Genomic DNA, 25,209 nt, shown 5'->3' on the forward strand with positions numbered 1-25,209 from the left:
CTCACACCAGCGACTCGCGCCACGCCGCGTGCAGCGTCGCGAACCGCCCCGCGCCGGCGATCAGCGCCTCCGGAGTGCCGTCCTCGACGATGCGCCCGTGCTCCATCACCAGAACACGATCGGCGATCGCCACCGTCGAGAGGCGGTGCGCGATGATCACCGCCGTGCGGTCGGCGAGCAGGGTCTGCAGACCCTGCTGCACCAGGCGCTCGCTCGGGATGTCGAGGGACGACGTCGCCTCGTCGAGGATCAGCACCGCCGGGTCGGCGAGGAAGGCGCGCGCGAACGAGATCAGCTGCCGCTGCCCGGCCGAGACGCGGCCGCCGCGCTTGTTGACATCGGTGTCGTAGCCGTCGGGGAGCGCCTGGATGAACTCGTGCGCGCCGACGGCCTTCGAGGCGGCGACGATCTCGTCGTACGACGCCGACGGCCGCCCTATCGCGATGTTGTCCGCGACCGAGCCCGAGAAGAGGTACGCCTCCTGGGTCACCATGACGATCGCGCGCCGCAGGTCCTTCGGGTGCAGCTGCCGCAGATCGACGCCGTCGAGGGTCACGACGCCGTCGCTCGGGTCGTAGAACCGCGAGATGAGCTTGGCGAAGGTCGTCTTGCCGGCGCCGGTCGACCCGACGAGGGCGATCGTCTGACCGGCCGGGATGTCGAGGTCGAAGCGCGGCAGGATCTCGCGGTCGCTGGTGTACTCGAAGCGCACGCCCTCGAAGCCGAGACGGCCGCGGGCCTGCCGCAGGTCGATCGGACGGGTGGGATCCGGCACGCCCGGCTCCTCCGCGAGGACGCCCGAGATCTTCTCGAGCGCCGCGGCGGCCGACTGGTAGGAGTTGTAGAACATCGCCATCTCCTGCACCGGGTCGAAGAACCGCCGGGTGTAGAGCAGGACTGCGAGCAGCGCGCCGATCTCGAGCCCGCCGTCGAGCACGCGGACGCCTCCGATGAAGAGCACGACCGCGACGGTCACGTTGCCGATCAGCACGAGGCCGGGATCGAAGGTGCCGAAGACGCCGAAGACCTTCTTGTAGGCCAGCCGGTACTTCTCGACGACCCCGCTGAAGACCTCCTCGTTGCGCTTCTCGGCGCGGAAGGTCTGCACCGCGCGGATGCCCGTCATCGTCTCGACGAACTGCACGATCAGCCGCGAGGAGGCGACGCGGGTGCCGCGGAACAGCGCCTGCGACCTCTTCTGGAACCACCGCGTCAGGATGGCGAGCGGCACGAGCGCGCACGCGAGCACGATCCCGCTCACTCCGTCGAGCGTCACCAGAGCGATCGCGACGAAGCCCATGTAGAGCGCGCCCTGCACGAGCTGGTTGATCCCGGAGTCGAGCAGCTCGCGGATGGAGTCGAGGTCGCTCGTCTGCCGCGAGATGATGCGGCCCGAGGTGTAGTTCTCGTGGAACTCGAGGCTGAGCTTCTGCGTGTGCAGGAAGACGCGCTTGCGCAGGTCGATCAGGATCGCCTGGCTCACCCGGGCCGAGAGCACGGTGTACCAGGCGACCAGAACGGCGCCGATCACGCCGGTCAGCACGTAGGCGCCGACGGCCAGGGCGAGCGGGGTCGCGTCGCCGTCGAGCACCGCCGGCAGGCCGTTGTCGATGCCCGCGGCGATCAGGGCGGGCCCGGCCACCTGCGCCGCGGTCGAGACCACGACGACGATCGCCGTGAGCACGAGGCGCAGGCGGAGGGGTCGGAGCAGCGAGCCCAGCAGCCGCAGCGAGCGACGGCGCATCTGGGCGGACTCGGCGCGCGACAGATCGTCGCGCTCCTCGGTCGAACCGAGCGTGCTCATGAGCGGGTCTCCTGGTCGATGGTGTCGGCGTCGCCGCTCGGACGGGAGCCGACGCGCTCGGTCCCCGGCGGGCGGGTGAGCTCGTCCTCCTCGAGGCTCGAGATGACGAAGCGGTAGTGCGGGCTCGACGCGAGCAGCTCGCTGTGGGTGCCGACGGCGGTGACGCGCCCCTCCTCGAGGAGCGCGACCCGGTCGGCCAGGGCGACGGTCGAGGGCCGGTGCGCGACGATCAGCGCGGTCGTGCCGCCGAGGACCCGGCGCAGGCCCGCCTCGACGCGCGCCTCCGTGTCGACGTCGAGCGCCGACAGCGGGTCGTCGAGGACCAGCACGGAGGGGCGCGCCGCGATCACACGGGCGAGCGCGAGCCGCTGGCGCTGTCCGCCCGAGAGGCTCATCCCCTCCTCGCCGACCGTGGTGTCGAGCCCGTTCGGAAGGGCGTGCACGAAGCCGGCCTGTGCGATCTCGAGGGCCTCGAGAAGCTGCTCCTCGCTCGCGTCGGGGCGACCGAGCAGGACGTTCTCGCGCACCGAGGTCGAGAACAGCGTGGCGTCCTCGAAGGCCATTCCGACGTGAGAGCGCAGCTCGTCGCGCCGCATCCGCCGCACGTCGACACCGTCGATCTCGATCGCCCCCGCGGTGACGTCGTAGAGCCGCGGCAGCAGCGCGGTCAGGGTCGTCTTGCCCGAGCCGGTCACCCCGACCAGCGCCATCGTCTCGCCGGGCTCGACCTCGAGGTCGACGCCGTCGAGCAGATCGGGGAAGCGCTCGGGCGCGTCCTGGTAGCGGAAGTGCACGTCGCGGAACCGCACACGACCGAGGGGCCGCTCGATCGTCTCGGGCGCCTGGGGATCGGTGATCGTGTTGGCGCTGTCCATCACCTCGAAGTAGCGGTCGACCGCCGTGCGGGTGTCGAAGGTCATCGAGAGCAGGAAGCCGATCGACTCGACGGGCCAGCGCAGGACGGTCGCCGTGGCGAAGAAGGCGAACAGCTCGCCGACGCTCAGCTGGCCGTCGGCGGCGAGCCAGACGCCGCCCAGGAGGCAGAGCGCGAAGGCGATGTCGGGGACGAGGAGGAGGACGAGCCAGATCCCGGCGATCGCCTTGGCCTTGGCGATCTCGGTGCCGCGCAGCAGCTCGGCCTGGTCGGCGAAGCCCGCCAGGGCGTGCTTGTGCCGGCCGAACGCCTTGAGCACGCGGATGCCGTGCACCGACTGCTCGACCGTCGTGGCGAGGTCTCCCGCCTGGTCCTGGCTCCGGCGGGCGATGCTCGAGTAGCGCTTCTCGAAGGCGAAGCCGTAGATCCAGACCGGGACGGAGCAGACGATGAACAGGACGCCGAGGATCGGGTTCCAGTAGACGAGCACGCCGAAGCCCACGACGATCGTGAGGGCGTTGACGACGAGCAGCACGAATCCGAAAGCGATCCAGCGGCGGATGAGGCTGAGATCGCTCATCGCGCGCGACAGCAGCTGCCCGCTCTGCCAGCGGTCGTGGAAGGACACCGGGAGGTCCTGCAGCTGCCGGTAGAGCGCGCTGCGCATCCTCGCCTCGATCCGCGTGCTCGGAGTGAGGACCATCCGGCGGCGCAGCGCGATGGCGACGGCCTCGAGGACGCCGAGGGCGAGCACGACCCCGACGGGCCCGATCAGCGGGCCGAGGTCGCCCGACCCGGCGGCGCCGGCTCCGTCGCCCAGCGGACCGTCGACGAGCTGCTGCAGCACGATCGGGATCGCCAGCGAGACGAGGCTCGCCACGAGGGCGACCACGATCCCGAGGGTCAGCCGGGGCAGCGAGTCGCCGACGAAGGGGAGCAGCCGCAGCAGGGTGCGCAGGGTGCTCGGTCGCTTCGACTCGACCCGGCGGTCGTCGATCGGAGTGGTGGGTGCGGACACGGTGAAGGGCTTTCGCGACGAGGAGGGTGGGTGGGGTCGCCGCGGGCCCGTCCCGGGCGCTGCGCAGCCTTGCAGGCTATACCCCGGCTATGCGTCGCGTCCACCGCGGGGCGTGTCGCGCCCCTCCTCGCCGAGGGCTCGTCAGCGCACGCGCACCGAGAGGCAGGTGACGCAGCCCTCGAGCTTCTCGAACTCCGAGATGTCGACGGTCACGACGGTGTAGCCGAGATCGCGCAGCAGCGCGGCGCTCCTCGGTGCCGACGCCGCCATCAGCAGGGTGCTCGGGTCGAGGACGACGACGTGCGCGCCGGGCTCCTCGGGCATCGGCAGGAAGGACGGGAAGAGGCGCGGCTCGTCGACCACGGGCTCCCAGCCGATCACGGTGCCGTCGGGCAGGGCCGTGACGGCGCTCTTCAGGTGCAGGACACGGGTGAGCGGCACGGCGACGACGTTGAACCCGAGCGGGCCGAGGAGGGCGCGCAGCTGGGCGATCCCCTCGGCGTTGGTGCGGCCGCCGCGACCGACGTAGACGGTCGAGCCGACCTTGAGGACGTCGCCGCCCTCGAGGGTGCCCGGCGCCTCAATGCGGTGCAGCGTGAGATCGAGGGCCGAGGCCGCCTCCTCCGCCGCGGCGACCTCGCCCCGGCGGGACTCTGCGCCCGGGCGGGTGAGCACGGCGTGGTCTCCGACGACGACGACGGCGTCCTCGAGGAAGACGGAGTCGGCCATCGCGGGAGCGGGAGCGACCTCGACGGTCTCCCAGCCGGCCTCGTCGAGCGCGTCGACGTAGGCCTCCCACTGCTTCTGCGCCTTCTCCTGGTCGACCGGGACGCGCTCGAGGTGGGTGAGCTCCCCGGCGTCGAGGTTGAGGGCCGGGGCGCGCACGAGCGCGATGCGGCGACCGCGGGTCGATGCCGTCGAGCTCGTCGCGCTCGTCGGGGCCTTCGGCGCGGAGGCGACCGCGATGCGATGGCCGAGGGTCGCGGCCGTGAGGGTGAACGCGAGGAGGAAGACGAGATTGAGGCCGCCGAACGTCTCGACGATGGACGTCCAGACTTCGCCCGTGATCGGGGTGCCGCTCGCGCTGGCCTGCACGAGAGTGCCGAAGGTTGCGCCGATCAGCCCGGCGACGAGGCCGGCGATCGCCGCGGTCCACGCGCGGTTCAGCAGCCCCGCGACAGCGAGCGCGAAGACCACCACGAACGCGAGAGCGCTCGACAGGAGGAAGTAGGCGTTGACCTGAGGCAGCGAGGAGGCGGCCAGCTGGTTGCCGATGAAGAAGGCGAGCAGGTTGGCGAGGTGGGCCGCGAGGGCTGTCGCCGCGGCGGCGGCGAGGGCGCCGAGGAGGCGGCGGGCGAGGCTGGGGGCGGGCGCGGAGGCGAGCGTCGAGTCGGAGGGCACGCCGCGACCTTACGCGCTCCGACCAGGGCACCCCCTTTCGGGAACCTTGCGGCCCCCTGAGAGCCGCCCCTCCCACTCCGCAGAAGGTGCGGTAGTCGCACCCGACTACTGCAACGTCTGGAGTCTCGAGGCCTCCGCCACCCGACAGCGCAGTAGTTGTCGAACTCGATCCTCGACTACGACAACTCCTGGACTCTCGAAGCTCCCACTCCTCGCCGGCGCGAGAAAGCAGAGCGCACTCCCCCTCCTGACGCGCCGGCTTCCTCGCGGCGGTGGGTGTCCTGTCCGAGCGGCCCGCCCTCGCTGATCGAGCAGCCCGCCCCTCGCTGATCGAGTAGCCCGCGTAGCCGACGTCTCGAGATCCCCCAGCGTCAGAAGGGCAGGGCAGGAGCCTCATGTGCTGACGCTGGTGGGTCTCGATACGCCCCTGCGGGGCTACTCGACCAGCATTGGTCCGCTCGAGCGCATCTCCCGCCAAGATCCGCCCGAACGTCAGCCTCAACGCCTACTCGACTCCCGAAGAGAGAGGCCGCTCAGCGGGAACCGCGTGCCAAGCGATTCCCGCGGCGGCCGACGCAGGACGCTCTGCAGGACGCAACCACCTCTGGCGGCCGACCGCGCCACGCCGCGCAGGGAGCGGCGTGGAAGACGAACACCACCCGAGGCCGCTCAGCGGGAATCGCGTGCCAGCGATTCCCGCGGCGGCCGACGCGACACGCTCTGCGGAACGCATCCACCCCTGGAGGCCGACCGCGCCACGCCGCGCAGGGAGCGGCCTGGAAGACGAACACCACCCGAGGCCGCTCAGCGGGGATCGCGTGCCAAGCGATTCCCGCGGCGGCCGACGCAGGACGCTCTGCGGAACGCACCCACCCCAACAAGCCGACCGCGCCACGCCGCGCGAGGAGCGGCGTGGAAGACGAACACCTTCTTCCACTGAGCGCTGCGCGCTCAGTGGAAGAAGTGCCGCTCCCCCGTCGTGTACATCGTGACGCCGGCGCGCTTGGCGGCCTCGATGACCTCGGCGTCGCGCACCGAGCCGCCGGGCTGGACGACGGCCTTCACGCCTGCGGCGAGGAGCACCTCGAGGCCGTCGGCGAACGGGAAGAACGCGTCGGAGGCGGCGACCGATCCGGGGGCGCGGTCGCCGGCGCGGGTGACGGCGAGGTGGCAGGAGTCGACGCGGTTGACCTGTCCCATGCCGACGCCGACGGAGGCGCCGCCCTTGGCCAGGAGGATCGCGTTCGACTTCACGGCGCGGCACGCCTTCCAGGCGAACTCGAGGTCGAGGAGCGTGTCGGCGTCCGCGGCCTCGCCGGCGACGAGCGTCCAGCCGGAGCTGACCTCGCCGGGGCCGCCGGTGAAGCGGTCGGGCTCCTGCAGCAGCACGCCTCCCGAGATCTGCTTGAACTCCGTCTCGACCGGCGCGTAGTAGTCGGGCAGCTGCAGCAGGCGCAGGTTCTTCTTCGTCTTGAGCACCTCGAGCGCCTCCGGCTCGAACGAGGGGGCGACCAGCACCTCGGTGAAGATCTCCTTGACCGTCTCGGCCATCGCGAGCGTGACGGGCCGGTTGGCGGCGATGACGCCTCCGAATGCCGACACCGGGTCGCACTCGTGCGCGCGACGGTGGGCGGAGGCGATGGGGTCGATCGCCTTGGCGTTGGCGATCGCGATGCCGCACGGATTGGCGTGCTTGATGATCGCGACGGCGGGCAGCACGAAGTCGTAGGCCGCACGCACGGCGGCGTCGGCGTCGACGTAGTTGTTGTACGACATCTCCTTGCCGTGCAGCTGCGTGGCCTGGGCGATTCCCGTCCCGTCGGGCGAGACGTAGAGGGCAGCCTTCTGGTGCGAGTTCTCGCCGTAGCGCAGGACCTGCTGGAGGGTGCCGCGGATCTCGACGGCGCCCGGGAACCCGGCGTCCACCTCCTGGCCGGCGAACCATGCGGCGACGGCGGAGTCGTAGGACGCGGTGTGCGCGAAGGCGCGCGCGGCGAGGGTGCGCCGGGCCGCGAGGGTGGTGCCTCCCTCGCCGAGTGCGGCGATGACACCGGAGTAGTCGGCCGGGTCGACGACGATCGCCACGTTGGCGTGGTTCTTGGCCGACGCGCGGACGAGGGCGGGCCCGCCGATGTCGATGTTCTCGACGACCGTGGCCGCGTCGGCGCCGCCCGCGACCGTCTCGCGGAACGGGTACAGGTTGACGACGACGAGCTCGAACGCCGCGATGTCGAGCTGCTCGAGCTGCTCGCGGTGCGACGCGAGGCGCAGGTCGGCGAGGATCCCCGCGTGCACCGCCGGGTGCAGCGTCTTGACGCGGCCGTCGAGCGACTCCGGGAACCCGGTGACGGCGGCGACGTCGGTGACGTCGAAGCCCGCCTCGCGGATGGTCGCGGCGGTCGACCCGGTCGAGACCAGCTCGACGCCGGAGCCGGCGAGCGCCGCCGCCAGCTCGAGGAGCCCGGTCTTGTCGCTGACCGAGATCAGGGCGCGGCGGACGGGGACGACGTCGCGGTCGTCGTAGCTGCTGGGGTCGTGTGCGGTGATGCTCATGCGCGGGAGAGGTCCTCGAGATCGACGGTTCCGTGGGCGATGTCGAGCACCGTCTGCACCAGCAGGCGACGCTCGATGGTCTTGATGCGCTCGTGCAGCGCGTGCTCGGTCTCGCCGGGGAGCACGGCGAGGCTCTCCTGCGCGATGATCGGGCCGGTGTCGACTCCGGTGTCGATGACGTGGACCGTCACTCCGGTCTCCACGGCTCCGGCGGCCAGGGCGTCGCGGACGGCGTGCGCTCCCGGGAAGAGCGGCAGCAGCGCGGGGTGCGTGTTGATCATCCGCGGGCTGAGGGCGTCGACCACCCCGGGCGGCAGGATGCGCATGAAGCCGGCGCAGACGACGAGATCGGGCTCCCATTCGCGGATGCACGCGAGCAGCTCCCCGCCCCAGGCGGCCCGGCTCGGGAACGCGTGCGGCGAGACGGTGAAGGACGGGATGTCGAACGCCTCGGCGTGACGCAGCCCCTCGGCCTCGGTGTCGCTGCCGACGGCGACGACGCGGGCGGGGAAGCGGCCGTCGCTCGCCGCCTCCAGCAGTGCGCGGAGGTTGGAGCCGCCGCCGGAGATGAGTACGACCAGCTTCAGCACTGCGCAAGTCTAGGGGAGGCCCGCGCGCCGGGGGTCAGTCGCGCGACGGTCGCCCGGAGGCGAGTCCGAGCCCCGCGGCCACGGCCAGCTCGAGCGCTGCGATCGCCCCGACGAGGAGCGGATCGGGTCCGACCTGCACCAGGCGGCCCGGGCCGGCCGCGCCCGCCGAGAACCAGGCGAGCAGGCCGAGCAGCAGCCCGCCGACCACTCCGATGCCGCCGGCCGCTGCCGCACCCCAGCGCAGGAGCGAGCGCCCCTCGAGGCCGTCGATCACGACGCGGCGCAGCCGCCAGCCGGCGACGAATCCCGCCAGCAACGGCACCAGGACACCGAGGAAGCCGAAGGCGAGATCGCCCTGCGGCACCGCGGCGAGCACCGGGATCGAGGGCACGGGGCCGAGGAGCGTGCCCGCAGGACCCACCGAGGATCCGGCGCCGATCGCGAAGCCGGGACCGACGAGCCAGCTCGCCGCCCAGATCACGAGGTTCGGGAGGAACGCCAGCTGCCCCAGCGTCAGGGCGAGACCGCCGAGGCCCTCGCCGCCCAGCCCCTCGTAGAGGGCGACGATCGAGGTGTAGTTCACGACGAGGAGGATCGCCACGATCACTCCGGCGACCCCGATCACGGCGGACGCGGCGAGGGTGCCGCCCCGCAGCGACAGCAGCACCAGCGAGGGGCCGGGAGCGGGCAGGCGCTCGAGCGTCTCGCGGGCGAGCTCGCCGAGCCGGTCGGGCTCGCCGCTCCGGGACGAGTGGGTCACGGCGCCGATCGCGACTCCGAGGGCGAACACCAGCGCGGGCAGGACCGTACCCTGCACGGCGTCGACGGAGGCGACGCCGGTCGCGGACCCGACGGTCACGAGGAAGGCGAGGAGGAGGTAGATGCCGATCGCGACGACGAAGCCGATGAAGCGGAACGGCGACTCCTGCGCCCGCCGACCCGTGCGGGCACCCAGGAGGATCGTGAGCAGCGCGAAGGCGAGGGGCGCGATCGTGACCACGAACGGCTCCGTGCCGCCGGGGAGGCCGAGGGCGAGCGGGGAGTCGGAGCCGAGGCTCGCCAGCAGATCGGCCCCGTGGCCCAGCAGCCAGGCGTCCGCGGCGATCCGCCAGAAGACGCCCCAGTCGATGGCGGTGTCGTACTGCACCGCCCAGAGAACGGTCAGCGGGACGAGCGGGATCGCGATCCCGATCAGTGCCGAGAGCGCGGCGTCGAAGGCGGCGAGGAGGGCGACGGTGATCCGGTTCATGGGCTCGACGAGCCTAGCGGCGGGCTCGGGCTCAGCGGCTCCGGGCGCGCCCGCGTCCCCTAGGGTCGTTGCGTGACGAGGGCATCGGGCGACGTGCGATCGGAGCGCGGCCTCGACCGGCTCGTGAACTTCACCGACGCGACGGTCGCCATCGCGATCACGTTCCTCGTCCTCCCGCTCGTCGACGTGGTCGAGGAGGGCGGCTCCCCCGACCTCGGGACGCTGCTCTCGCAGAACTACGGCACACTCTCGGCGTTCTTCATCACGTTCGCGGTGATCGGCCGGCTGTGGCTGGTGCATCACGCCGTGTTCGAGGGCGTCGCGCGCTACTCCTCCGCGCTCGTGACCGCGAACTTCGTCTGGATGGCGTCGATCGTGCTGCTGCCCTTCGCCGCGAACCTGCTCTCGAACGTCTTCGACACCGATCCGTCGGTCTTCGCGCTCTACATCGGGACGATGATCGTCGCGAGCGCCGCGACCCTCGCGATGCAGCTGATCCTCCGCCGCGATCCCGATCTCCTCGCTCCGGGAGTGGAGCCGCTCCGCTCCGCCTCGCACTCCGCGATCGTCCTCGCGCTGCTCGCCGCCACTCTGGTGCTCGCGGTGACGGTGCCCGCCGTGAACATGTTCGCGCTCTTCCTCCTCCTGCTCTCGGGGCCGATCGATCGGCTCGCGCACCGCGGCCGGCCCTCGGCGCGCGGCCGCCAGATCCGCACGGAGCGCGGGCTCGACCGCCTGGTCAACTTCTCGGACGCGACGGTCGCCATCGCGATCACGATCCTGGTGCTGCCGCTCGTCCAGCTGGCCCCTGAGATCGCGCGCGAGGGCGGAGGCGTCGGTGCCGTCCTCGACGTTCCCCTCGACTCGCTGCTCGCCTTCGCGCTGTCGTTCGCGCTGATCGCCGTGTTCTGGGTGCCCCACCACCGGATCTTCGAGCTCGCCGGCGACTACGACGCGGGGCTCGTGTGGCTCGACCTGCTCTGGCTCGCCTCGATCGCGTTCTTCCCGTTCGCGACGAGTGCGCTCGCGCAGCTGCCCGACTCGCGGGCGACCATCGGGCTCTACATCGGCACGATGGTGGTGATGAGCGGTGCGCTGGTGCTGATCGAGCGGCACCTGCTGCGGCGGCCGGGGCTACTGCGCGAGGGCGTCGGCCGGGTGCGGCTGACGCGGGCGCTCGTCCCCTTCGGTCTGCTCTCGCTGGCGCTCGTGCTCGCCCTGCTCCTCCCGGCCGTCGGGCTGTGGTGGCTGTTCCTGCTCCTCCTGCAGCGTCCGATCTGGCTCCTGACAGCGCGTCGCGGCGAGCGCTAGCGCAGGCGCGGCGCGATGCTCTCCGCGACGGTGCGGAGGATCCTCCGGTGCGACTCGACGCCGCCGACGGCGGGCAGCGTGATCGTCAGCGCGTCCGCCTCCGCCAGCGCGGGATCGGCGCTCAGCGACGCGACGATCTCGTCGACGCCGCCGAGATGGAGCGGGCTGAAGCGCATCGGCGCCGCGATGATCGACCGGTCGGCGGTGCGGGGGCGGCCGTCCTCGTCCATCCGGGCGAGGTAGCCGTCGATGAAGGGCCGGTGCGCCTCCTCGTCGGCGGCGTCGAGCAGCGGCAGCACGATGCGCCCGGCGGTCACCCGCGAGGTGCGGTCGGGGTGCGCCGCGGCGAAGGCCTCGCGGTAGGCGCGGATCTGCGCGGCCTGCTGCTCGGCGAAGGGCAGGCCCGTCTCCTCCGTGTTGAGGGTCGACACCTGGAGGTGCATGCCCTGCTCGCCGGCGCGGACCGCCGAGGCGGTGGTGCCCGCGCCGTACCAGAGGCGGTCGGCGAGCCCGGGGGCGTGCGGCTGCTGGATCAGCGGATCGCCGACGGGGACCGACATCAGCGCCGACTCCGCGATGCCGAGGGTCGTGCCGCGCAGCGCCTCGCGGAGGCGCTCGATCCGCTCCTGCGCCTCGGCGCGGAACTCGCGGTCGGCCTGGCCGAACACGCCGTCGAAGACCGAGGAGAGGTGGGCGAAGCCGCCGCTGACGCCGAGGTCGAGCCGGCCGCCCGAGAGCAGGTCGACGGTGGCCGCGTCCTCGGCGAGCCGCACCGGCGACTCGTAGCGGGCGCCGATCACGGCGGTGCCCAGGCGGAGGCGGCGCGTGCGCTGCGAGGCGGCCGCGAAGAAGGTCATCGGCGAGGCCAGGAAGCGCTCGAAGTGGCGCACCCGCACCCAGCCGGTGTCGTAGCCGAGCTCCTCGGCGAGCTCGAACAGCGCCAGGCCGTCCTCGAGGCTGCGCGCGGCGTCTCCGGGCCGCTCGGGACCCTCCGGGTAGGGCACGAAGGTGAGGAAGTCGAGTCCGAGGGTCACCCGACGACGCTATCGCGCCTCCCGGAAACCGCGAATCGGCCGAGGTCCGTCTGCCGGAGCAGAAGACCTCGACCGATTCGAGCGGACGGACGCTTACAGCGTCGCGAAGACCTCGCGCAGCAGGTCGGCCGTCTCGGACGGCGTCTTGCCGACCTTGACGCCCGCGGCCTCGAGAGCCTCCTTCTTGGCCTGCGCCGTTCCGGCCGAGCCGGAGACGATCGCGCCGGCGTGGCCCATCGTCTTGCCCTCGGGAGCCGTGAAGCCCGCGACGTAGCCGACGACCGGCTTGGTGACGTTCGCCTTGATGAAGTCGGCGGCGCGCTCCTCGGCGTCTCCGCCGATCTCGCCGATCATCACGATCGCACGGGTCTCGGGGTCGGCCTCGAACGCGGCGAGCGCATCGATGTGCGTCGTGCCGATGATCGGGTCGCCGCCGATGCCGATGGCGGTCGAGAAGCCCAGATCGCGCAGCTCGTACATCATCTGGTAGGTCAGGGTGCCCGACTTCGACACGAGGCCGATCGGTCCCTTGCCGGTGATGGTCGCGGGGGTGATGCCGACGAGCGACTCCCCCGGCGTGATGATGCCGGGGCAGTTCGGGCCGATGATGCGGGTCTTGTTGCCCTTCTCCTGCGCGTAGGCCCAGAACTCGGCCGAGTCCTGCACCGGGATGCCCTCGGTGATCACGACGAGGAGGCCGATCTCGGCGTCGATCGCCTCGATGACGGCGTCCTTCGAGAAGGCGGGCGGGACGAACGCGATCGAGACGTCGGCGCCGGTGGCCTCGATGGCCTCCTTGACGGTGCCGAAGACGGGCAGCTCGACGTCGCCGTGGGTGACGGTCGTGCCGGCCTTGCGGGCGTTGACGCCGCCGACGACGTTCGTGCCGGCCTTGAGCATCAGCGCGGTGTGCTTGGTGCCCTCGCCGCCGGTGATGCCCTGGACGATGACCTTGGAGTCCTTGTTGAGGAAGATCGACATGCTTGTTCTCTGATTCCTTGAGTCGAAAGGGTCGTTATGCAGCGGCGAGAGCGGCGGCCTTGTCGGCGCCCTCGTCCATCGTCGCGGCCAGGGTGATGAGCGGGTTCGCAGCGGCCACGAGGATCGCGCGGCCCTCCTCGACCTTGTTGCCGTCGAGGCGCACGACGAGCGGCTTGGTCGCCGCGTCGCCGAGGATCTCGAGGGCCTGGAGGATGCCGTTGGCGACCGCGTCGCAGGCGGTGATGCCTCCGAAGACGTTGACGAAGACGCTCTTGACCTGCTCGTCGCCGAGGATCACGTCGAGGCCGTTCGCCATCACCTGCGCGGAGGCTCCGCCGCCGATGTCGAGGAAGTTGGCCGGCTTCACGCCGCCGTGACGCTCGCCCGCGTAGGCGACGACGTCGAGCGTCGACATGACGAGCCCCGCGCCGTTGCCGATGATGCCGACCTCGCCGTCGAGCTTCACGTAGTTGAGGTCGTTCTCCTTGGCCTTCGCCTCGAGCGGATCGGCGGCGTCCTTGTCCTCGAGAGCAGCGTGCTCGGGGTGGCGGAAGCCGGCGTTCTCGTCGAGCGAGACCTTGCCGTCGAGAGCGACGATGTCGCCCTCCTCGGTGAGGACGAGCGGGTTGACCTCGACGAGCGTCGCGTCCTCGCCGGTGTAGACGTCGTAGAGCTTCACGAGCACCGGGGCGACCTTGGCGATCAGCTCCTCCGGGAACTTCGCCGCGCGGGCGATCTCCTCGGCCTTGGCGAGGTCGATGCCCTGGCCGGGGACGACCTCGACGCGCGCGAGGGCGTCGGGGCGCTCGACGGCGAGCTGCTCGATCTCCATGCCGCCCTCGTACGAGGTGAGCGAGAGGTAGGAGCGGTTGGCCCGGTCGAGCAGGACCGAGAAGTAGAACTCGCGGTCGATCCGCGCGCCTCCCGCGACCATGACGCGCTTGACGACGTGGCCCTTGATGTCGAGGCCGAGGATGGACTTCGCGGCCTCGAAGGCGTCGTCGGCGGTCTTCGCGACCTTGACGCCGCCCGCCTTGCCGCGGCCGCCGATCTTCACCTGCGCCTTGACGACGGTGACGCCGCCCAGCTTCTCGGCCGCGGCGCGCACCTCCTCGGGCGTGTCGGCGACGATGCCCGGGAGCACGGGGACGCCGTACTTCTCGAACAGATCACGGGCCTGGTATTCGAAGAGATCCACGCTGCATTCCCATTCCGCGCCGAGCGCGCTTGCGTTTCGAGTCCGGAGGTGGCCCGCAGCGCCGCACGTGACGGCACTGTTCACGAGGTGATACTGCTTCGGGCCGCGCCGAGTCTACTCCGCACACTCGGAGCGCTTCCGGCGCGGCGTAGCGTGGAACCGTGCCGTTCACCGCCCGTCCTCCCGCGCAGCGCGACGTCTTCCGCGAGGGCGTGTTCCTCGTCGCGGGGGCGCGCGCGATCCTGCTGCAGGTCGCGCATCCCTCGGTCGGAGCGGGCTTCGCCGAGCACTCCGACTTCGTGCACCGCGCCCTCGGACGCCTGCACGGCACCCTCACCTACCTCTACGCCCTGCAGTACGGATCCGAGGAGGACGTCCGGACCGTCCGGCGCCGGGTGAACCGGGCGCACGGACCCGTCCGCGGCGCCGGGTACACCGCCTTCGACCCCGAGCTGCAGCGCTGGGTCGCCGCGACGATCACGCAGTCGATGCTGCAGCTCCACGAGGGTGCGTTCGGCGCACTCGGCGCCGAGGAGGCCGACGAGATCGTGCACCGCTCGCGCGTGGTCGGCACGGCTCTGCAGATGCCCGAGGAGCTCTGGCCCGCCTCCCGCGCCGACTTCGACGCCTACTGGGAGGCGGAGCTCGCGCGCCTCGAGGTCACTCCCGCGGCTCGCCGTGTCGCGCACGATCTGCTCGGCGGCGGCATCGCGGCCTGGTGGCTGCGCCCGCTCGGCCCCTACCTCCGGCTGATGACCGCGGGGCTTCTGCCGCCGCACGTCCGCGCCGGCTTCGGCTTCCGCTGGAGCCCGCGGCAGCAGGCGCGGTTCGACCGCGCGCTCGCGCGCACCTTCGCCGTCTACCGGCTGCTGCCGACTGCCGTCCGCACGGCGCCGAGCCGCTTCTACCTGGCCCGGGTCCGGGCCGAGAGCCTCGCGCACCGGGAGTCGGTCAGAAGCCGGGCGTGATGCTCCAGCCCGCGTAGGCCGCCAGCTCGAGTCCGAGCGCCTGCGCCGCCGCGCGCGCCTCCTTCTGCCCGCGCTCGTCGCGCACGTCGACCGTGACCGGCACGCTGTCGCCGAACCCGGCCACCGAGACCCGCGCGCTCGTCGGTCCGCTGTAGAGGGGAACGTGCGCGTCGGCGGTGCGGCCGCCCACGACCCGCGAGCCGGTCGCCTCGGCGATCACCGCGAGTGCGAACGGAGCCGTCACGATCGCGTCCGTGTAGAGCGCCGCCTCGCCCCAGCGCAGTCCGTCGTCGCCCATCCTCCGACTGTACGACGAGATTCCGGCTGTGCGACGAGACTCCCGCAGAGCCGCAGGGAGGAGGAGGATGGGAGGTGCAGGGCACTCGATGAGGAGGCGCACCATGGACGCGATCGTGGTCGGAGTCAGCGGTTCGGATCGGAGTGTCGACGCGCTGCGCTGGGCGCTCGACGTGGCGCGCGGGCATCGACTGCCCGCCGATCTGGTGACGGTGATCGAGCCGGTGCGCGCCCGCCTGTCCCGGGCCGATGCCGAGCACCGGAGACTCGCGGGCGAGGTCCTCGAGGAGGCCCGCGCCCTCGCCGCCGCCGAGTTCCCCGAGGTGCGCGTGCGCCCGCGACTGCTCGAGGGCGAGCCCGTGCACGTCCTCGCCGACGCCGCTCCCTCGGCCGTCGCACTCATCCCGCAGCCGACGGCGGGAGCGCGGGTCGGAATCGCGGTCGGGGTCGACGGCTCGGAGGTCTCGCTCGAGGCGATCCGGCTCGCGGCGATCGAGGCCGACCGCCTCGGTGAGCCGCTCGTCGCGCTGCACGCCTGGCAGCTGCCCGGCGCGTGGGCCGACTCCGTCCCCGTCGAGCGGATCGTCATCGATGCGATCGAGGAGGACGAGAACCTGGTGCTCGCCGAGTCGCTGGTCGGCCTCCGCGACACGCGCCCCGATCTCGAGGTGCGGCCGATGCTGGTGCGCGGCAACCCGGTCGAGCGGCTGACCGCCCTCGCGGCGTCGAGCCGGCTGCTGGTCCTGGGGAGCCACGGGCGCGGCGCGTTCCTCCGGCTGCTGCTCGGCTCGGTGAGCCACAGCCTCGCACTGACGGTCCCCGGGCCCCTCGTGATCCTCCGGCACCGCTCGCTCGCACGCTGAGGATCCGGTGCGGAGCGCTTGAACCCGGCGGCGGGCGGATCTAGCGTGAGAATCCCGGCCGTCGGCCGCGGCGGTCGATGACGACTGGAGCCCCGATGATCAGCACCGAGAACCGAGCCGCCGACGCAGGCCACGACGCCCCCGGCCCGGCCGGATCCGGCACCGCGTCGGTCGCCGCCATCCTCGCGGAGGCGGCGCGGCGCACCCCGACCACGGTCGCGCTGCGCGTCGGTCCCCTCGCGATCGACTACGCGACGCTGTGGAACGAGACCCGTGCGTACGCGGGCGCGCTGAGGGAGCAGGGCGTCGGCCCCGGAGACCGTGTCGCGCTGCTCATCCCGAACGTCCCCGACTTCCCCCGGTGCTACTTCGCCGTTCTCGCGCTCGGCGCCGTCGTCGTCCCGGTGCACGCACTGCTCAAGCGCGACGAGATCGCGTACGTCCTGCGCGACTCCGGAGCGACGACGCTCGTCTGCGCGGCACCCCTGCTGGCCGAGGGCGCGGCGGGAGCGGCACTGGCCGGCGTCTCCGTCCTGACCGTCCTGGTCCCGGACTCGGCCGAGACCCCGTTCGCCCGCCTCGAGGACCTCGCCGCCGAGGCCGTCGCCCTCGACACCTACGTGCCGCGCTCGCCCTACGACACCGCCACGATCCTCTACACGAGCGGCACCACCGGGCGCCCCAAGGGAGCGGAGGGCACGCACTTCGCGATCATCTCGCAGTCCGACGTCCTGCTCATGAACACGTTCGACCTCCACCGGGGCGACGTGGTGCTCGGCGCGCTGCCGCTCTTCCACACCTTCGGGCAGGTCTGCGCGATGAACACCTCGTTCCGCACGGCGGCCACGATGGTCCTGGTGCCGAAGTTCGACGGGGACGCGGCACTCGAGGCGATGATCGCCCACGGCTGCACCGTGTTCGAGGGCGTGCCCACGATGTACGTGGCCCTGCTCGACGCCGCGACCAGGCGGGAGGACCGGCCGCCGCTGCGCTACGGGGTCTCCGGAGGCGCCGCGCTCCCCCTCGCGGTCATCGACCGGTTCCGCGAGGTCTTCGGCGTCGAGATCTACGAGGGCTACGGACTCACCGAGACCTCCCCGGTCGCCACGTTCAACCACCTCGGCGTCCCGCCCCGCCCCGGCACCGTCGGCACCCCGATCTGGGGCGTCGACGTCGAGGTCGCGCGAACGGAGGTGACCGACCGGGTCGAGCTGCTCCCCCGCGGCGAGCTCGGTGAGATCGTGATCCGCGGCCACAACCTGATGAAGGGCTACCTCGGCAACCCGGCGGCGACGGCGGAGGCGGTCGTCGACGGCTGGTTCCGCACCGGCGACCTCGGCACGAAGGACGAGGAGGACTACATCCGCATCCTCGACCGCACGAAGGACATGATCATCCGCAACGGCTACAACGTGTACCCGCGCGAGGTCGAGGAGGTGCTGATCGGGCACCCGGCCGTCGCGAACGCCGCGGTCTTCGGGACCCCGCACGACACGCACGGCCAGGAGATCGTGGCGGCCGTGGTACTGCTCTCCACCGCCTCCGCGAGCGCCGAGGAGCTCATCGCGTACGCGAACGAGCACCTCGCCGCCTTCAAGTACCCCCGCCGGATCGAGTTCGTCGACGCGCTCCCGCTCGGCCCCAGCGGGAAGGTCCTGAAGCGCGAGCTCGTCGCGCGCTACTCCTGACCCGCCGCGCGCGAGGCCATGCGGTACGCGTCTAACGGCGAACCTGGTGCCGGCTGAGGGCGGCCGCTTGGGACGGAATGTCTCGAGCCCCGAAAGGGTGCCAGGGGATCGGACGCGCGTGAGCCATGCTGAGCACGCTCTCAGCCCGCTCGAGGAAGAACCCGCCTGTGACCCGCCAGCCCCCTCCCCCTCTGCCGTCCTCCCGCCGGACCCAGGATCGTCGCACCCCGCTGCGGCTCGGCTCCCACCGGCTGACGCGCCTGCGGCTCACGCCCCTTCAGTGGATCGGCGGCGGAGCGACCGCGTTCCTCGCGCTCGTCGGCCTGCTCTCGGGTGGGATCTGGTCGGCCGTCGTCATGACCGCGCTGATCGTCCTGATCACCGCCGTCTACGGAGTCCTGCTCCGTCGACCGACGTGGCTCGGACTGCCGAGGAGGCGGGGAGCATCGGGCATCGCCGTCGCCGCAGCCCTCGCCGCTCTCGTCGTCGGATCGGCCGCCTACGGTGCCACCGCCCCGACGCCCGTCGCGCAGACGGAGGTCGTCGCCGCGAGCACACAGGCCGCGGAGGCGCCTGCCGCCCTCGCCGCCCAGCCGACAGCAGCGCGCACCGCGACGCCCACGCCGACTCCCACGCCCACCGTGGTCGTCACCACGGAGACGGTCACCGAGACGGCCGTCATCCCCCGCGCGACCCGGACGGAGGACGATCCGAACGCCGATCAGGGCACCAGCACCTTCGCCGCCGGCGTCGACGGGGTGCTCACCCGCACCTTCGAGGTCGTCAAGCACGACGGCACCGAGGTCTCCCGCTCGCAGACGTCGGAGGCGGTCACCACCGCAGCGATCGACGACGTCACCCGCGTGGGAACCAGGGTCCCGGCACCCGCACCCGCGCCTGAGCCTCCGACCGATGCGGGCTGCGATCCGAACTACTCCGGCGCCTGCGTCCCCATCGCGTCCGACGTCGACTGCGAAGGCGGCTCCGGCAACGGCCCGGCGTACGTCCGCGGCCCGGTCACCGTCATCGGCTCCGACATCTACGACCTGAACCGCGACGACGACAACATCGCCTGCGACTCCTGACGCGCACCCGCCTTCAGGCGAGCAGCGACCAGACGGCGGAGGCGAGCACCGCGCCGACGAGACCGCCCGCGATGACCTGCGCAGGGGTGTGCGCACCGAGCCGGACGCGGGACCAGCCGGTCCAGAGGGCGATCGGCACGGTGACGAGCAGCGACCACGGACCGTAGGCGATCAGCACCACGACCGCGCAGGTCGCGACGACGGCGGCGTGGCCCGAGAGCTTCCAGGCGAGGTTGACGACTCCGATGACGACGAGCACCGCCACGGTCACGACACCGAACGTCGTGACCGCGGCGGGCGCGCCGAGCACGGCGAGCAGGACCAGGCCGACGACGATCGAGACCAGCGCGAGCCCGATCGGCAGCGCCCGCTCGCGGCGATCGGGGACGTGATGGTCGCCGCGGATCCGGCCCGCGCGCATCAGCAGGCGGATCACCAGGTAGGGCAGCACGCCCACGAACAGCGCGGCGAGCGCCCCCCACGCGATCCCGAGCAGCGGCGGATCGGCCACCCGGGCGCCGACGATCATCGGCACGAGCACGGCGAGCACCGGCGGCGCGAACGCCTCGGTCGCGAGTCGCGCCGCGAACGGCCCGCGAGCCTCGCCGCTCGCGACGCCCGGCACGCCCCGGTCCGTCGGGCGGGAGTTCGACGAGCGGGGTCTCGACAAGCTCAGAGCTTCTCGATCGGCGCGACCTTGATCAGCAGCTTCTTCGCCCCGACCTGGTCGAAGAGCACGTGCGCGACCCGCTTGCTGCCCTCGCCGGTCACCGCGTTCACGCGGCCCTCGCCGAAGTCGGTGTGGCGGATGCGGTCGCCCGCGATCAGCTCGAGATCGCCGTTGTCGCGGACCATCCCCGTGATCCGGTTCGGGAACTCGCCCTTCGCCTTGGGCGCGGCGGCGAGCGCCTCGCGGAACTCGGCATTGGAGCGCGACTTGCCGAAGCCCGGCCGCTGCGCGTTGAGCGCTCGCGGCTGGGTGCCGCCCCGGGAGGTCGCCGCCCCGGGCGACTGGCGCCACTGGATCAGCTCGGCGGGGATCTCCTGGAGGAAGCGGCTCGGCATCGCGACCGACGTCTCGCCGTACTGGGCTCGGGTCATCGCGAGGGACAGGTAGAGCCGCTTGCGCGCGCGGGTGATGCCCACGTAGAACAGCCGCCGCTCCTCGGCCGGGCCGCCCGGCTCGTTCGCCGAGATGCGGTGCGGCAGCAGGTCCTCCTCGATGCCGGTGAGGAACACGGCGTCGTACTCGAGGCCCTTGGCGGTGTGCAGGGTCATGAGCGAGACCGTGCCGGAGTCGTCGTCGAGATCGTCGGCCGCCGCGACGAGCGAGACCTCGGTGAGGAAGTCGACCAGCCCGCCGTCGGGGTTGTTGCGCGCGAACTCCTTGGTGACGGCGATGAGCTCGTCGACGTTCTCGGCGCGGGCCTCGTCCTGCGGATCGCGGCTGGCGCGCAGCATGTCGATGTAGCCGCTGCGGCTGAGCAGCGACGAGAGCACCTCGTGCACCTTCGCCTCGCCCTCTGGCCGCGCCGGGTCGAGCATCAGCGCGCACTCGTCGAGCAGCGTCGCCAGGTCGACGATCGCCTTCGTCACCTTCGGGCCCATGCCGAGGGAGCCGGCGTTGCGCATCGCCTCGCGCAGCGTGACTCCGTTGGTGTCGGCGAACGACTGCAGCTGCGCCTCGGTCGCCGGACCGATGCCGCGCTTGGGGGTGTTCATGATGCGGCGGAGCGCCAGCACATCGGCGGGATTGGCGACCGTGATCAGGTAGGCGAGCGCGTCCTTGATCTCGGCGCGCTCGTAGAACTTGGTGCCGCCGAGGATCCGGTAGGGCAGGGCCGAGCGGATGAAGATCTCCTCGAGCGCCCGGGTCTGCGCGTTGGTGCGGTAGAAGACCGCGATCTCGTCGTAGCCCGTGCCGGCCGCGTGCAGCCGGGCGATCTCGTCGACGACGAACTGGGCCTCGTCGTGGCCGGAGTAGCCCGTGTAGCCGATGATCTTCTCGCCGTCGCCGCTCGAGGACCAGAGGTTCTTGGCCCGACGATCGAAGTTGTTCGAGATGACCGCGTTGGCCGCCGAGAGGATGTTCTGGGTCGAGCGGTAGTTCTGCTCGAGGAGGATCACGCGGCAGCCGGGGAAGTCGCGCTCGAACTCGACGATGTTGCGGATGTCGGCGCCGCGGAACGCGTAGATCGACTGGTCGGAGTCGCCCACCACGGTGAGCGAGGCGCCGGGGATCGAGCCGTCGGCCGTGACCGGACCCCGGTAGGGGCGGTCGAACTGCGCTGCGTCCATCGTCGCCCGCGGGACGGGCCGCGTGAGCTCGTGGATCAGCGAGTACTGCGCGTGGTTCGTGTCCTGGTACTCGTCGACCAGGACGTGGCGGAAGCGCCGCTGGTACTTGGCCGCGACGTGCGGGAACGCGCGGAACAGGTAGACCGTCTGCGCGATCAGATCGTCGAAGTCGAACGCGTTCGCGCTCTCGAGCGCCCGAGAGTAAGCACGGAAGACCTGGAGGAACATCTCCTCGTTGGGGTCGCTCATGTTGGCGGTGCGCGCGTACGAGTCGACGTCGGCCAGCTCGTTCTTGAGCTTCGAGATCTTGGCGGAGGCGCTCGCGACCGTGATCCCGAGAGAGTCGGCCTCGAGGTCCTTCACGATCCGCTTGAGCAGCGCGCGCTGATCGCCGGAGTCGTAGATGGTGAACGAGGAGGTCATGCCGAAGTTCTCGGCCTCGCGGCGGAGGATGCGCACGCACGCGGAGTGGAAGGTCGAGATCCACATGCCCTCGGCGCTCGCGCCGACGAGCTTCTCGACGCGCTCGCGCATCTCGGCGGCCGCCTTGTTGGTGAAGGTGATGGCGAGGATCTGGCTCGGCCACGCCTCGGCGTTGCCGAGGAGGCTCGCGATGCGGCGCGTGAGCACGCTGGTCTTGCCCGACCCGGCGCCGGCGACGATGAGCAGCGCGTCGCCGCGGTACTCGACCGCCTCGCGCTGCTGGGGGTTCAGCCCGGCGACGAGCTTCTCGTGAGCGGCGTCGGTGCGCGGAGCGTCGCCCTCGCGACGGGCCGGGGTGCCGACGACGACGGGAGTGGCGCGGGGATCGCTCGGATCGAAGAGGAGGCTCATGTCCCTCCGAGTGTAGATCGCACCTCCGACACCGGAGGCGGCGTCAGGCCGACCGCGGGCGCGCCATCGGCGCGGTCACCGAGCCGCCCACGTCGAGCCCTCGCCAGGCCACCGAGAAGCCGAGGACGGCGACGGTCGAGGTCGACACCGCGAGCAGCTGGAGCAGTGCGAACGCGGTCAGATCCTTGGTGTCGTCGGGGTAGTACTGGATCCCCTGCACGGCGAGCGCGCCGAGCACGAGCACGACGACGACGGAGCAGACGACGAGCAGGCGGTCCACTCCCCGCCTGGTCGAGCGCTTCGGCGCCCGGCCCACCTGCGCGCGCCCCGAGAGCCAGGCGCAGGCGAGGGAGGCGGAGGCGAGCGCCACGAGGTCGGCGCCCAGCACATCGCTCGCGCGGTGCCAGGACGCGGCCATCGTCAGGTTGCCGACGAGCACCACGACTGCTCCCCCGAGCACGAGGACCACGGCCCTGGCGCGGGCGGGCAGCACCATGGCCAGCGCGAACACGACCGAGACGGCCGCGGCGGTGTGCCCGCTCGGGAAACTGCCGCCGGTGTACCAGGCGTCGGTCTCGACCAGGATCGGCCGCTCGAGCACGACGTTCTTGAGCAGCTGTGTCAGGCCCGCGGTGAGCACGATCGAGCCGACGGAGGCGAGGGCGAGCGCCGGGCGCCTCCGGATCAGCGCGATCGCGGCGACCAGCACGGCCCCGCCGATCATCGAGACCGGGGTGACGTCGGCCAGCGCGCCCGCGGCGGTGCCCGTCGCGCGGCCGAAGACGAGGTCGGCGCCGCGCAGGCCCGAGTTCTCGGCCGCCTGCCCCTGCGGGGTGAGCACCGCGAGCCAGTAGACGGCGGCCACGCCAATAGCGGCGAGGACGGCGAAGGTGATCCACCGGCGGGTGATGCGCGCTCGGGTCTTCACGGGCGGGCTCCTCTCGCTCGGTCGGGTGCTGTCGGTACGACGACTCCGCAGTCGCGCCGATGATGCCAGCGGAGCCTCCCGGTTGCCTCCGCACGCGCCGGGCAGTAGCCGATCAGTGCCAGGTGTCGAGCTCGGCCGCGCGGATCTCGAGCGCGAGATCCGGCTGGTCGGCGAAGACGCCGTCGATGCCCGTCCTGAGGATCGCGCGGAACTCCTCCTGCCAGGCACCGAAGGCCGCCGGGTCCTTGCCCCGGCGGTTCACCCGCTCGAGGAAGCGGTTCTCGGCGCGCAGCGTCCAGCAGTAGACCTCGAGTCCGACGGCGTGGGCGTCCGCGACCAGCGAGTTCGTCCCGGTCGCGCGACCGGCGCCGTCGCGCGAGAACAGCATGCTCTTGTCGACGGAGACGCCGTCCACCGTGCCGGCGAGGCCGCGCAGCCCCGACGGGGTCACGAAGTCGGCGTAGGGCGTCGCCCGGGAGCCGTGCGCCGCGACCAGATCGGGCGGCGTCCCCCGCGACTCGATCAGGAAGACCCGCCGCGCGCCGACCTCCCGCACCGCCAGGCGCTCGAGCACGGTCTTCTCGAAGCTCTCGATCGTGAGCCGAGGGTCGCGCCCACCCCAGCCGGCCGCCGCGAGCTCCTCCTGCACCAGCACGTCGAGCGGGAGGCCGATCGAGTCGAAGTAGTCGGCGTGCTTGATCTCGGCGACAAGACCCGGAGGGGCGTCGTCCGCGTCCTCGGCGGCCCGGTCGAGCAGCGCCAGCAGGTCGCTGAAGCGCAGCATCGGGAACTGCCCGTCGAAGGTGGCGCTCGCCGGTCGCACCGCTGCGAGCCGCTCCCGGGCACGCAGCTGCGACAGCTCGGCCCAGGTGAAGTCCTCGGTGAACCAGCCGGTGACGTCGCTGCCCTCGATGCGCTTCGTCGTGCGCCGGTCCGCGAACTCCGGTCGACGCTCGATGTCGGTGGTCCCCGAGACCTCGTTCTCGTGCCGGAGCACCAGCACGCCGTCCCGAGTCGCGACCAGGTCGGGCTCGACGGCGTCGGCGCCCAGGGCGAGAGCGAGGTCGTAGGCGGAGCGGGTGTGCTCGGGCCGGTAGCCGCTCGCTCCGCGGTGGCCGATGACGAGCGGAGCGGGGCGCGCGGGCATGCGGCGATCCTACGGGCGCGGGGCGGCCCGCGAGTCCTCTCCGTCCTCGGGGCGGAAGCGAGGTTCGCTCTTGGGGAATAGCCAGACTCTGAGAGAGGTTCTCAGATACTGTTGACCCACCGTCGGAGGTCCCGAGAGGGCACCGGCGGATCCCGTACACACAGCGACTCAGAACCGCGAGTTCCGTCGGGCCAGCACCACCACACCAGGCCGTCACCACAAGCGCACCTGAGAGAAGAGGAACCATGGCAAGCAGCAACCCGGCGTTCGGACGCCCGGAGTTCAGCAACCGCGGCTACGCCGGCCGCGTGCAGGACGTCCCGGACGTCTCGCCCGACGCTCTCGACCAGATGTACAACCGTCCGGCCGCCAGCTCGGTCGAGACCGACCGGATGACCGTCGAGGACACCCTCGCGAAGACGGCACTCGCCTTCGTCGTGCTCCTCGCGGGTGCCGCGGTGGGCTGGTTCGTCCCGGCTCTCATGCTCCCGGCCGTCCTGGTCGCGCTCGTGCTCGGCATCGTCAACGCCTTCAAGAAGGTCCCGTCGCCCGCCCTGATCCTCGGCTACGCCGCGACCCAGGGCATCGCGGTCGGAGCGATCTCGGGCATCTTCGAGAACGTCTACGAGGGCGCGGTCGTCCAGGCCCTCCTCGCGACCGTCATCGTGATCGGCGTCACCCTGGCGCTGTTCATGAACGGCAAGATCCGCACCTCGCCGAAGCTGAACAAGATCTTCTTCATCGGCATGATCAGCTACGCGGTCTTCTCGCTCGTGAACCTGGGCCTCGGCCTCTTCGGCGTCGGCGGAGGGTTCGGTCTGCGCACCGGCTTCATCGGCATCGTGATCGGCCTCATCGCCATCGCGCTCGCCACCTACTCGCTCGTGATGGACTTCGAGTTCATCCAGCAGGGCGTGCGCAACCGCGCCCCGCGCATCTACGGCTGGACCGGCGCCTACGGCATCCTGGTCACCGTCGTGTGGATGTACCTCGAGATCCTGCGACTCGTCGCGATCGTCCGCGAGTAGCACTCTCCGCCGCGAACGACGACGGGCGCTCGACCTCAGGGTCGCGCGCCCGTCGTCGTT

Annotated in this window: 20 protein-coding genes; 6 read left to right on the plus strand and 14 right to left on the minus strand. The window is 71.8% G+C overall.

Features of this window, described 5'->3' with window-relative positions:
• Position 1 precedes the first annotated feature (1 nt).
• The 6 genes from GRS92_RS00385 to GRS92_RS00410 all read right to left on the minus strand — a co-directional run bounded on the left by GRS92_RS00385 (position 2) and on the right by GRS92_RS00410 (position 9,489).
• Entirely contained in the window at positions 2–1,804 is a 1,803-nt protein-coding gene (locus GRS92_RS00385) for an ABC transporter ATP-binding protein (protein ID WP_159852275.1), read from the minus strand.
• Positions 1,801–3,696 (minus strand): ABC transporter ATP-binding protein, encoded by a 1,896-nt coding sequence (locus tag GRS92_RS00390; protein ID WP_159852277.1) that lies wholly within the window; start codon positions 3,694–3,696, stop codon positions 1,801–1,803. The genes GRS92_RS00385 and GRS92_RS00390 overlap by 4 nt, the downstream gene beginning before the upstream one ends.
• A gap of 141 nt (positions 3,697–3,837) precedes the next feature.
• A complete protein-coding gene (gene ddaH / locus GRS92_RS19150; RefSeq protein ID WP_159852279.1) occupies positions 3,838–5,097 on the minus strand; it encodes a dimethylargininase in 1,260 nt (419 codons plus the stop codon).
• 951 nt (positions 5,098–6,048) lie between these two features.
• Positions 6,049–7,650: a bifunctional phosphoribosylaminoimidazolecarboxamide formyltransferase/IMP cyclohydrolase gene (gene purH, locus GRS92_RS00400; RefSeq protein WP_159852281.1), complete on the minus strand. Its 1,602-nt coding sequence runs from the start codon at positions 7,648–7,650 to the stop codon at positions 6,049–6,051.
• Positions 7,647–8,240, minus strand: a complete 594-nt coding sequence (purN, locus tag GRS92_RS00405) for a phosphoribosylglycinamide formyltransferase (protein ID WP_159852283.1) — start codon at positions 8,238–8,240, stop codon at positions 7,647–7,649. Before purN ends, purH begins: the two co-directional genes overlap by 4 nt.
• A gap of 34 nt (positions 8,241–8,274) precedes the next feature.
• Complete coding sequence (locus tag GRS92_RS00410; protein WP_159852285.1) at positions 8,275–9,489, minus strand: cell division protein PerM; 1,215 nt, start codon at positions 9,487–9,489, stop codon at positions 8,275–8,277.
• Positions 9,490–9,561: 72 nt separating this feature from the next.
• Between GRS92_RS00410 and GRS92_RS00415 the strand changes: the two genes are divergently transcribed.
• Positions 9,562–10,800 (plus strand): TMEM175 family protein, encoded by a 1,239-nt coding sequence (locus GRS92_RS00415; protein ID WP_159852287.1) that lies wholly within the window; start codon positions 9,562–9,564, stop codon positions 10,798–10,800.
• Here the strand turns inward: GRS92_RS00415 and GRS92_RS00420 are convergent.
• The 3 genes from GRS92_RS00420 to sucC form a co-directional block, all read right to left on the minus strand.
• Entirely contained in the window at positions 10,797–11,834 is a 1,038-nt protein-coding gene (locus GRS92_RS00420) for an LLM class flavin-dependent oxidoreductase (protein WP_159852289.1), read from the minus strand. The genes GRS92_RS00415 and GRS92_RS00420 overlap by 4 nt on opposite strands.
• Positions 11,835–11,927: 93 nt before the next feature.
• Positions 11,928–12,815 (minus strand): succinate--CoA ligase subunit alpha, encoded by an 888-nt coding sequence (sucD, locus tag GRS92_RS00425; protein WP_159852291.1) that lies wholly within the window; start codon positions 12,813–12,815, stop codon positions 11,928–11,930.
• Between the two features lie 34 nt (positions 12,816–12,849).
• Positions 12,850–14,013: an ADP-forming succinate--CoA ligase subunit beta gene (sucC, locus tag GRS92_RS00430; protein WP_159852293.1), complete on the minus strand. Its 1,164-nt coding sequence runs from the start codon at positions 14,011–14,013 to the stop codon at positions 12,850–12,852.
• Positions 14,014–14,174: 161 nt separating this feature from the next.
• Here sucC and GRS92_RS00435 point away from each other — a divergent pair, with 161 nt between their 5' ends.
• On the plus strand, positions 14,175–14,981 hold the full coding sequence (locus GRS92_RS00435; RefSeq protein ID WP_159852295.1) for an oxygenase MpaB family protein: 807 nt from the start codon (positions 14,175–14,177) through the stop codon (positions 14,979–14,981).
• Here GRS92_RS00435 and GRS92_RS00440 read toward each other — a convergent pair.
• Positions 14,965–15,279, minus strand: coding sequence for a hypothetical protein (locus tag GRS92_RS00440; protein ID WP_159852297.1), 315 nt, complete (start codon positions 15,277–15,279; stop codon positions 14,965–14,967). The genes GRS92_RS00435 and GRS92_RS00440 overlap by 17 nt on opposite strands.
• Positions 15,280–15,382: 103 nt before the next feature.
• On the opposite strand from GRS92_RS00440, the gene GRS92_RS00445 reads away from it, so the two are divergent.
• The 3 genes from GRS92_RS00445 to GRS92_RS00455 all read left to right on the plus strand — a co-directional run bounded on the left by GRS92_RS00445 (position 15,383) and on the right by GRS92_RS00455 (position 18,914).
• Positions 15,383–16,141 (plus strand): universal stress protein, encoded by a 759-nt coding sequence (locus tag GRS92_RS00445; RefSeq protein ID WP_159852299.1) that lies wholly within the window; start codon positions 15,383–15,385, stop codon positions 16,139–16,141.
• A gap of 95 nt (positions 16,142–16,236) precedes the next feature.
• Entirely contained in the window at positions 16,237–17,829 is a 1,593-nt protein-coding gene (locus GRS92_RS00450; protein ID WP_159852301.1) for a long-chain-fatty-acid--CoA ligase, read from the plus strand.
• A gap of 167 nt (positions 17,830–17,996) precedes the next feature.
• Complete coding sequence (locus GRS92_RS00455) at positions 17,997–18,914, plus strand: G5 domain-containing protein (protein WP_159852303.1); 918 nt, start codon at positions 17,997–17,999, stop codon at positions 18,912–18,914.
• 13 nt (positions 18,915–18,927) lie between these two features.
• On the opposite strand, the gene GRS92_RS00460 is transcribed toward GRS92_RS00455, so the two are convergent.
• The 4 genes from GRS92_RS00460 to GRS92_RS00475 all read right to left on the minus strand — a co-directional run bounded on the left by GRS92_RS00460 (position 18,928) and on the right by GRS92_RS00475 (position 24,121).
• Positions 18,928–19,584 (minus strand): phosphatase PAP2 family protein, encoded by a 657-nt coding sequence (locus tag GRS92_RS00460; RefSeq protein ID WP_235021735.1) that lies wholly within the window; start codon positions 19,582–19,584, stop codon positions 18,928–18,930.
• Between the two features lie 2 nt (positions 19,585–19,586).
• Positions 19,587–22,046 (minus strand): ATP-dependent helicase, encoded by a 2,460-nt coding sequence (locus GRS92_RS00465; RefSeq protein ID WP_159852307.1) that lies wholly within the window; start codon positions 22,044–22,046, stop codon positions 19,587–19,589.
• A gap of 43 nt (positions 22,047–22,089) precedes the next feature.
• Entirely contained in the window at positions 22,090–22,974 is an 885-nt protein-coding gene (locus GRS92_RS00470) for a phosphatase PAP2 family protein (RefSeq protein ID WP_159852309.1), read from the minus strand.
• Positions 22,975–23,086: 112 nt separating this feature from the next.
• Positions 23,087–24,121 carry a glycerophosphodiester phosphodiesterase family protein gene (locus GRS92_RS00475; RefSeq protein WP_159852311.1) on the minus strand — a complete coding sequence of 345 codons (1,035 nt, stop codon included), beginning with the start codon at positions 24,119–24,121 and terminating at the stop codon, positions 23,087–23,089.
• A 245-nt stretch (positions 24,122–24,366) separates the two neighbouring features.
• On the opposite strand from GRS92_RS00475, the gene GRS92_RS00480 reads away from it, so the two are divergent.
• Entirely contained in the window at positions 24,367–25,149 is a 783-nt protein-coding gene (locus GRS92_RS00480; protein WP_159852313.1) for a Bax inhibitor-1/YccA family protein, read from the plus strand.
• Positions 25,150–25,209: the final 60 nt, after the last annotated feature.

This window comes from Rathayibacter sp. VKM Ac-2754 (genome assembly GCF_009807095.1).
GTDB lineage: Bacteria > Actinomycetota > Actinomycetes > Actinomycetales > Microbacteriaceae > Rathayibacter.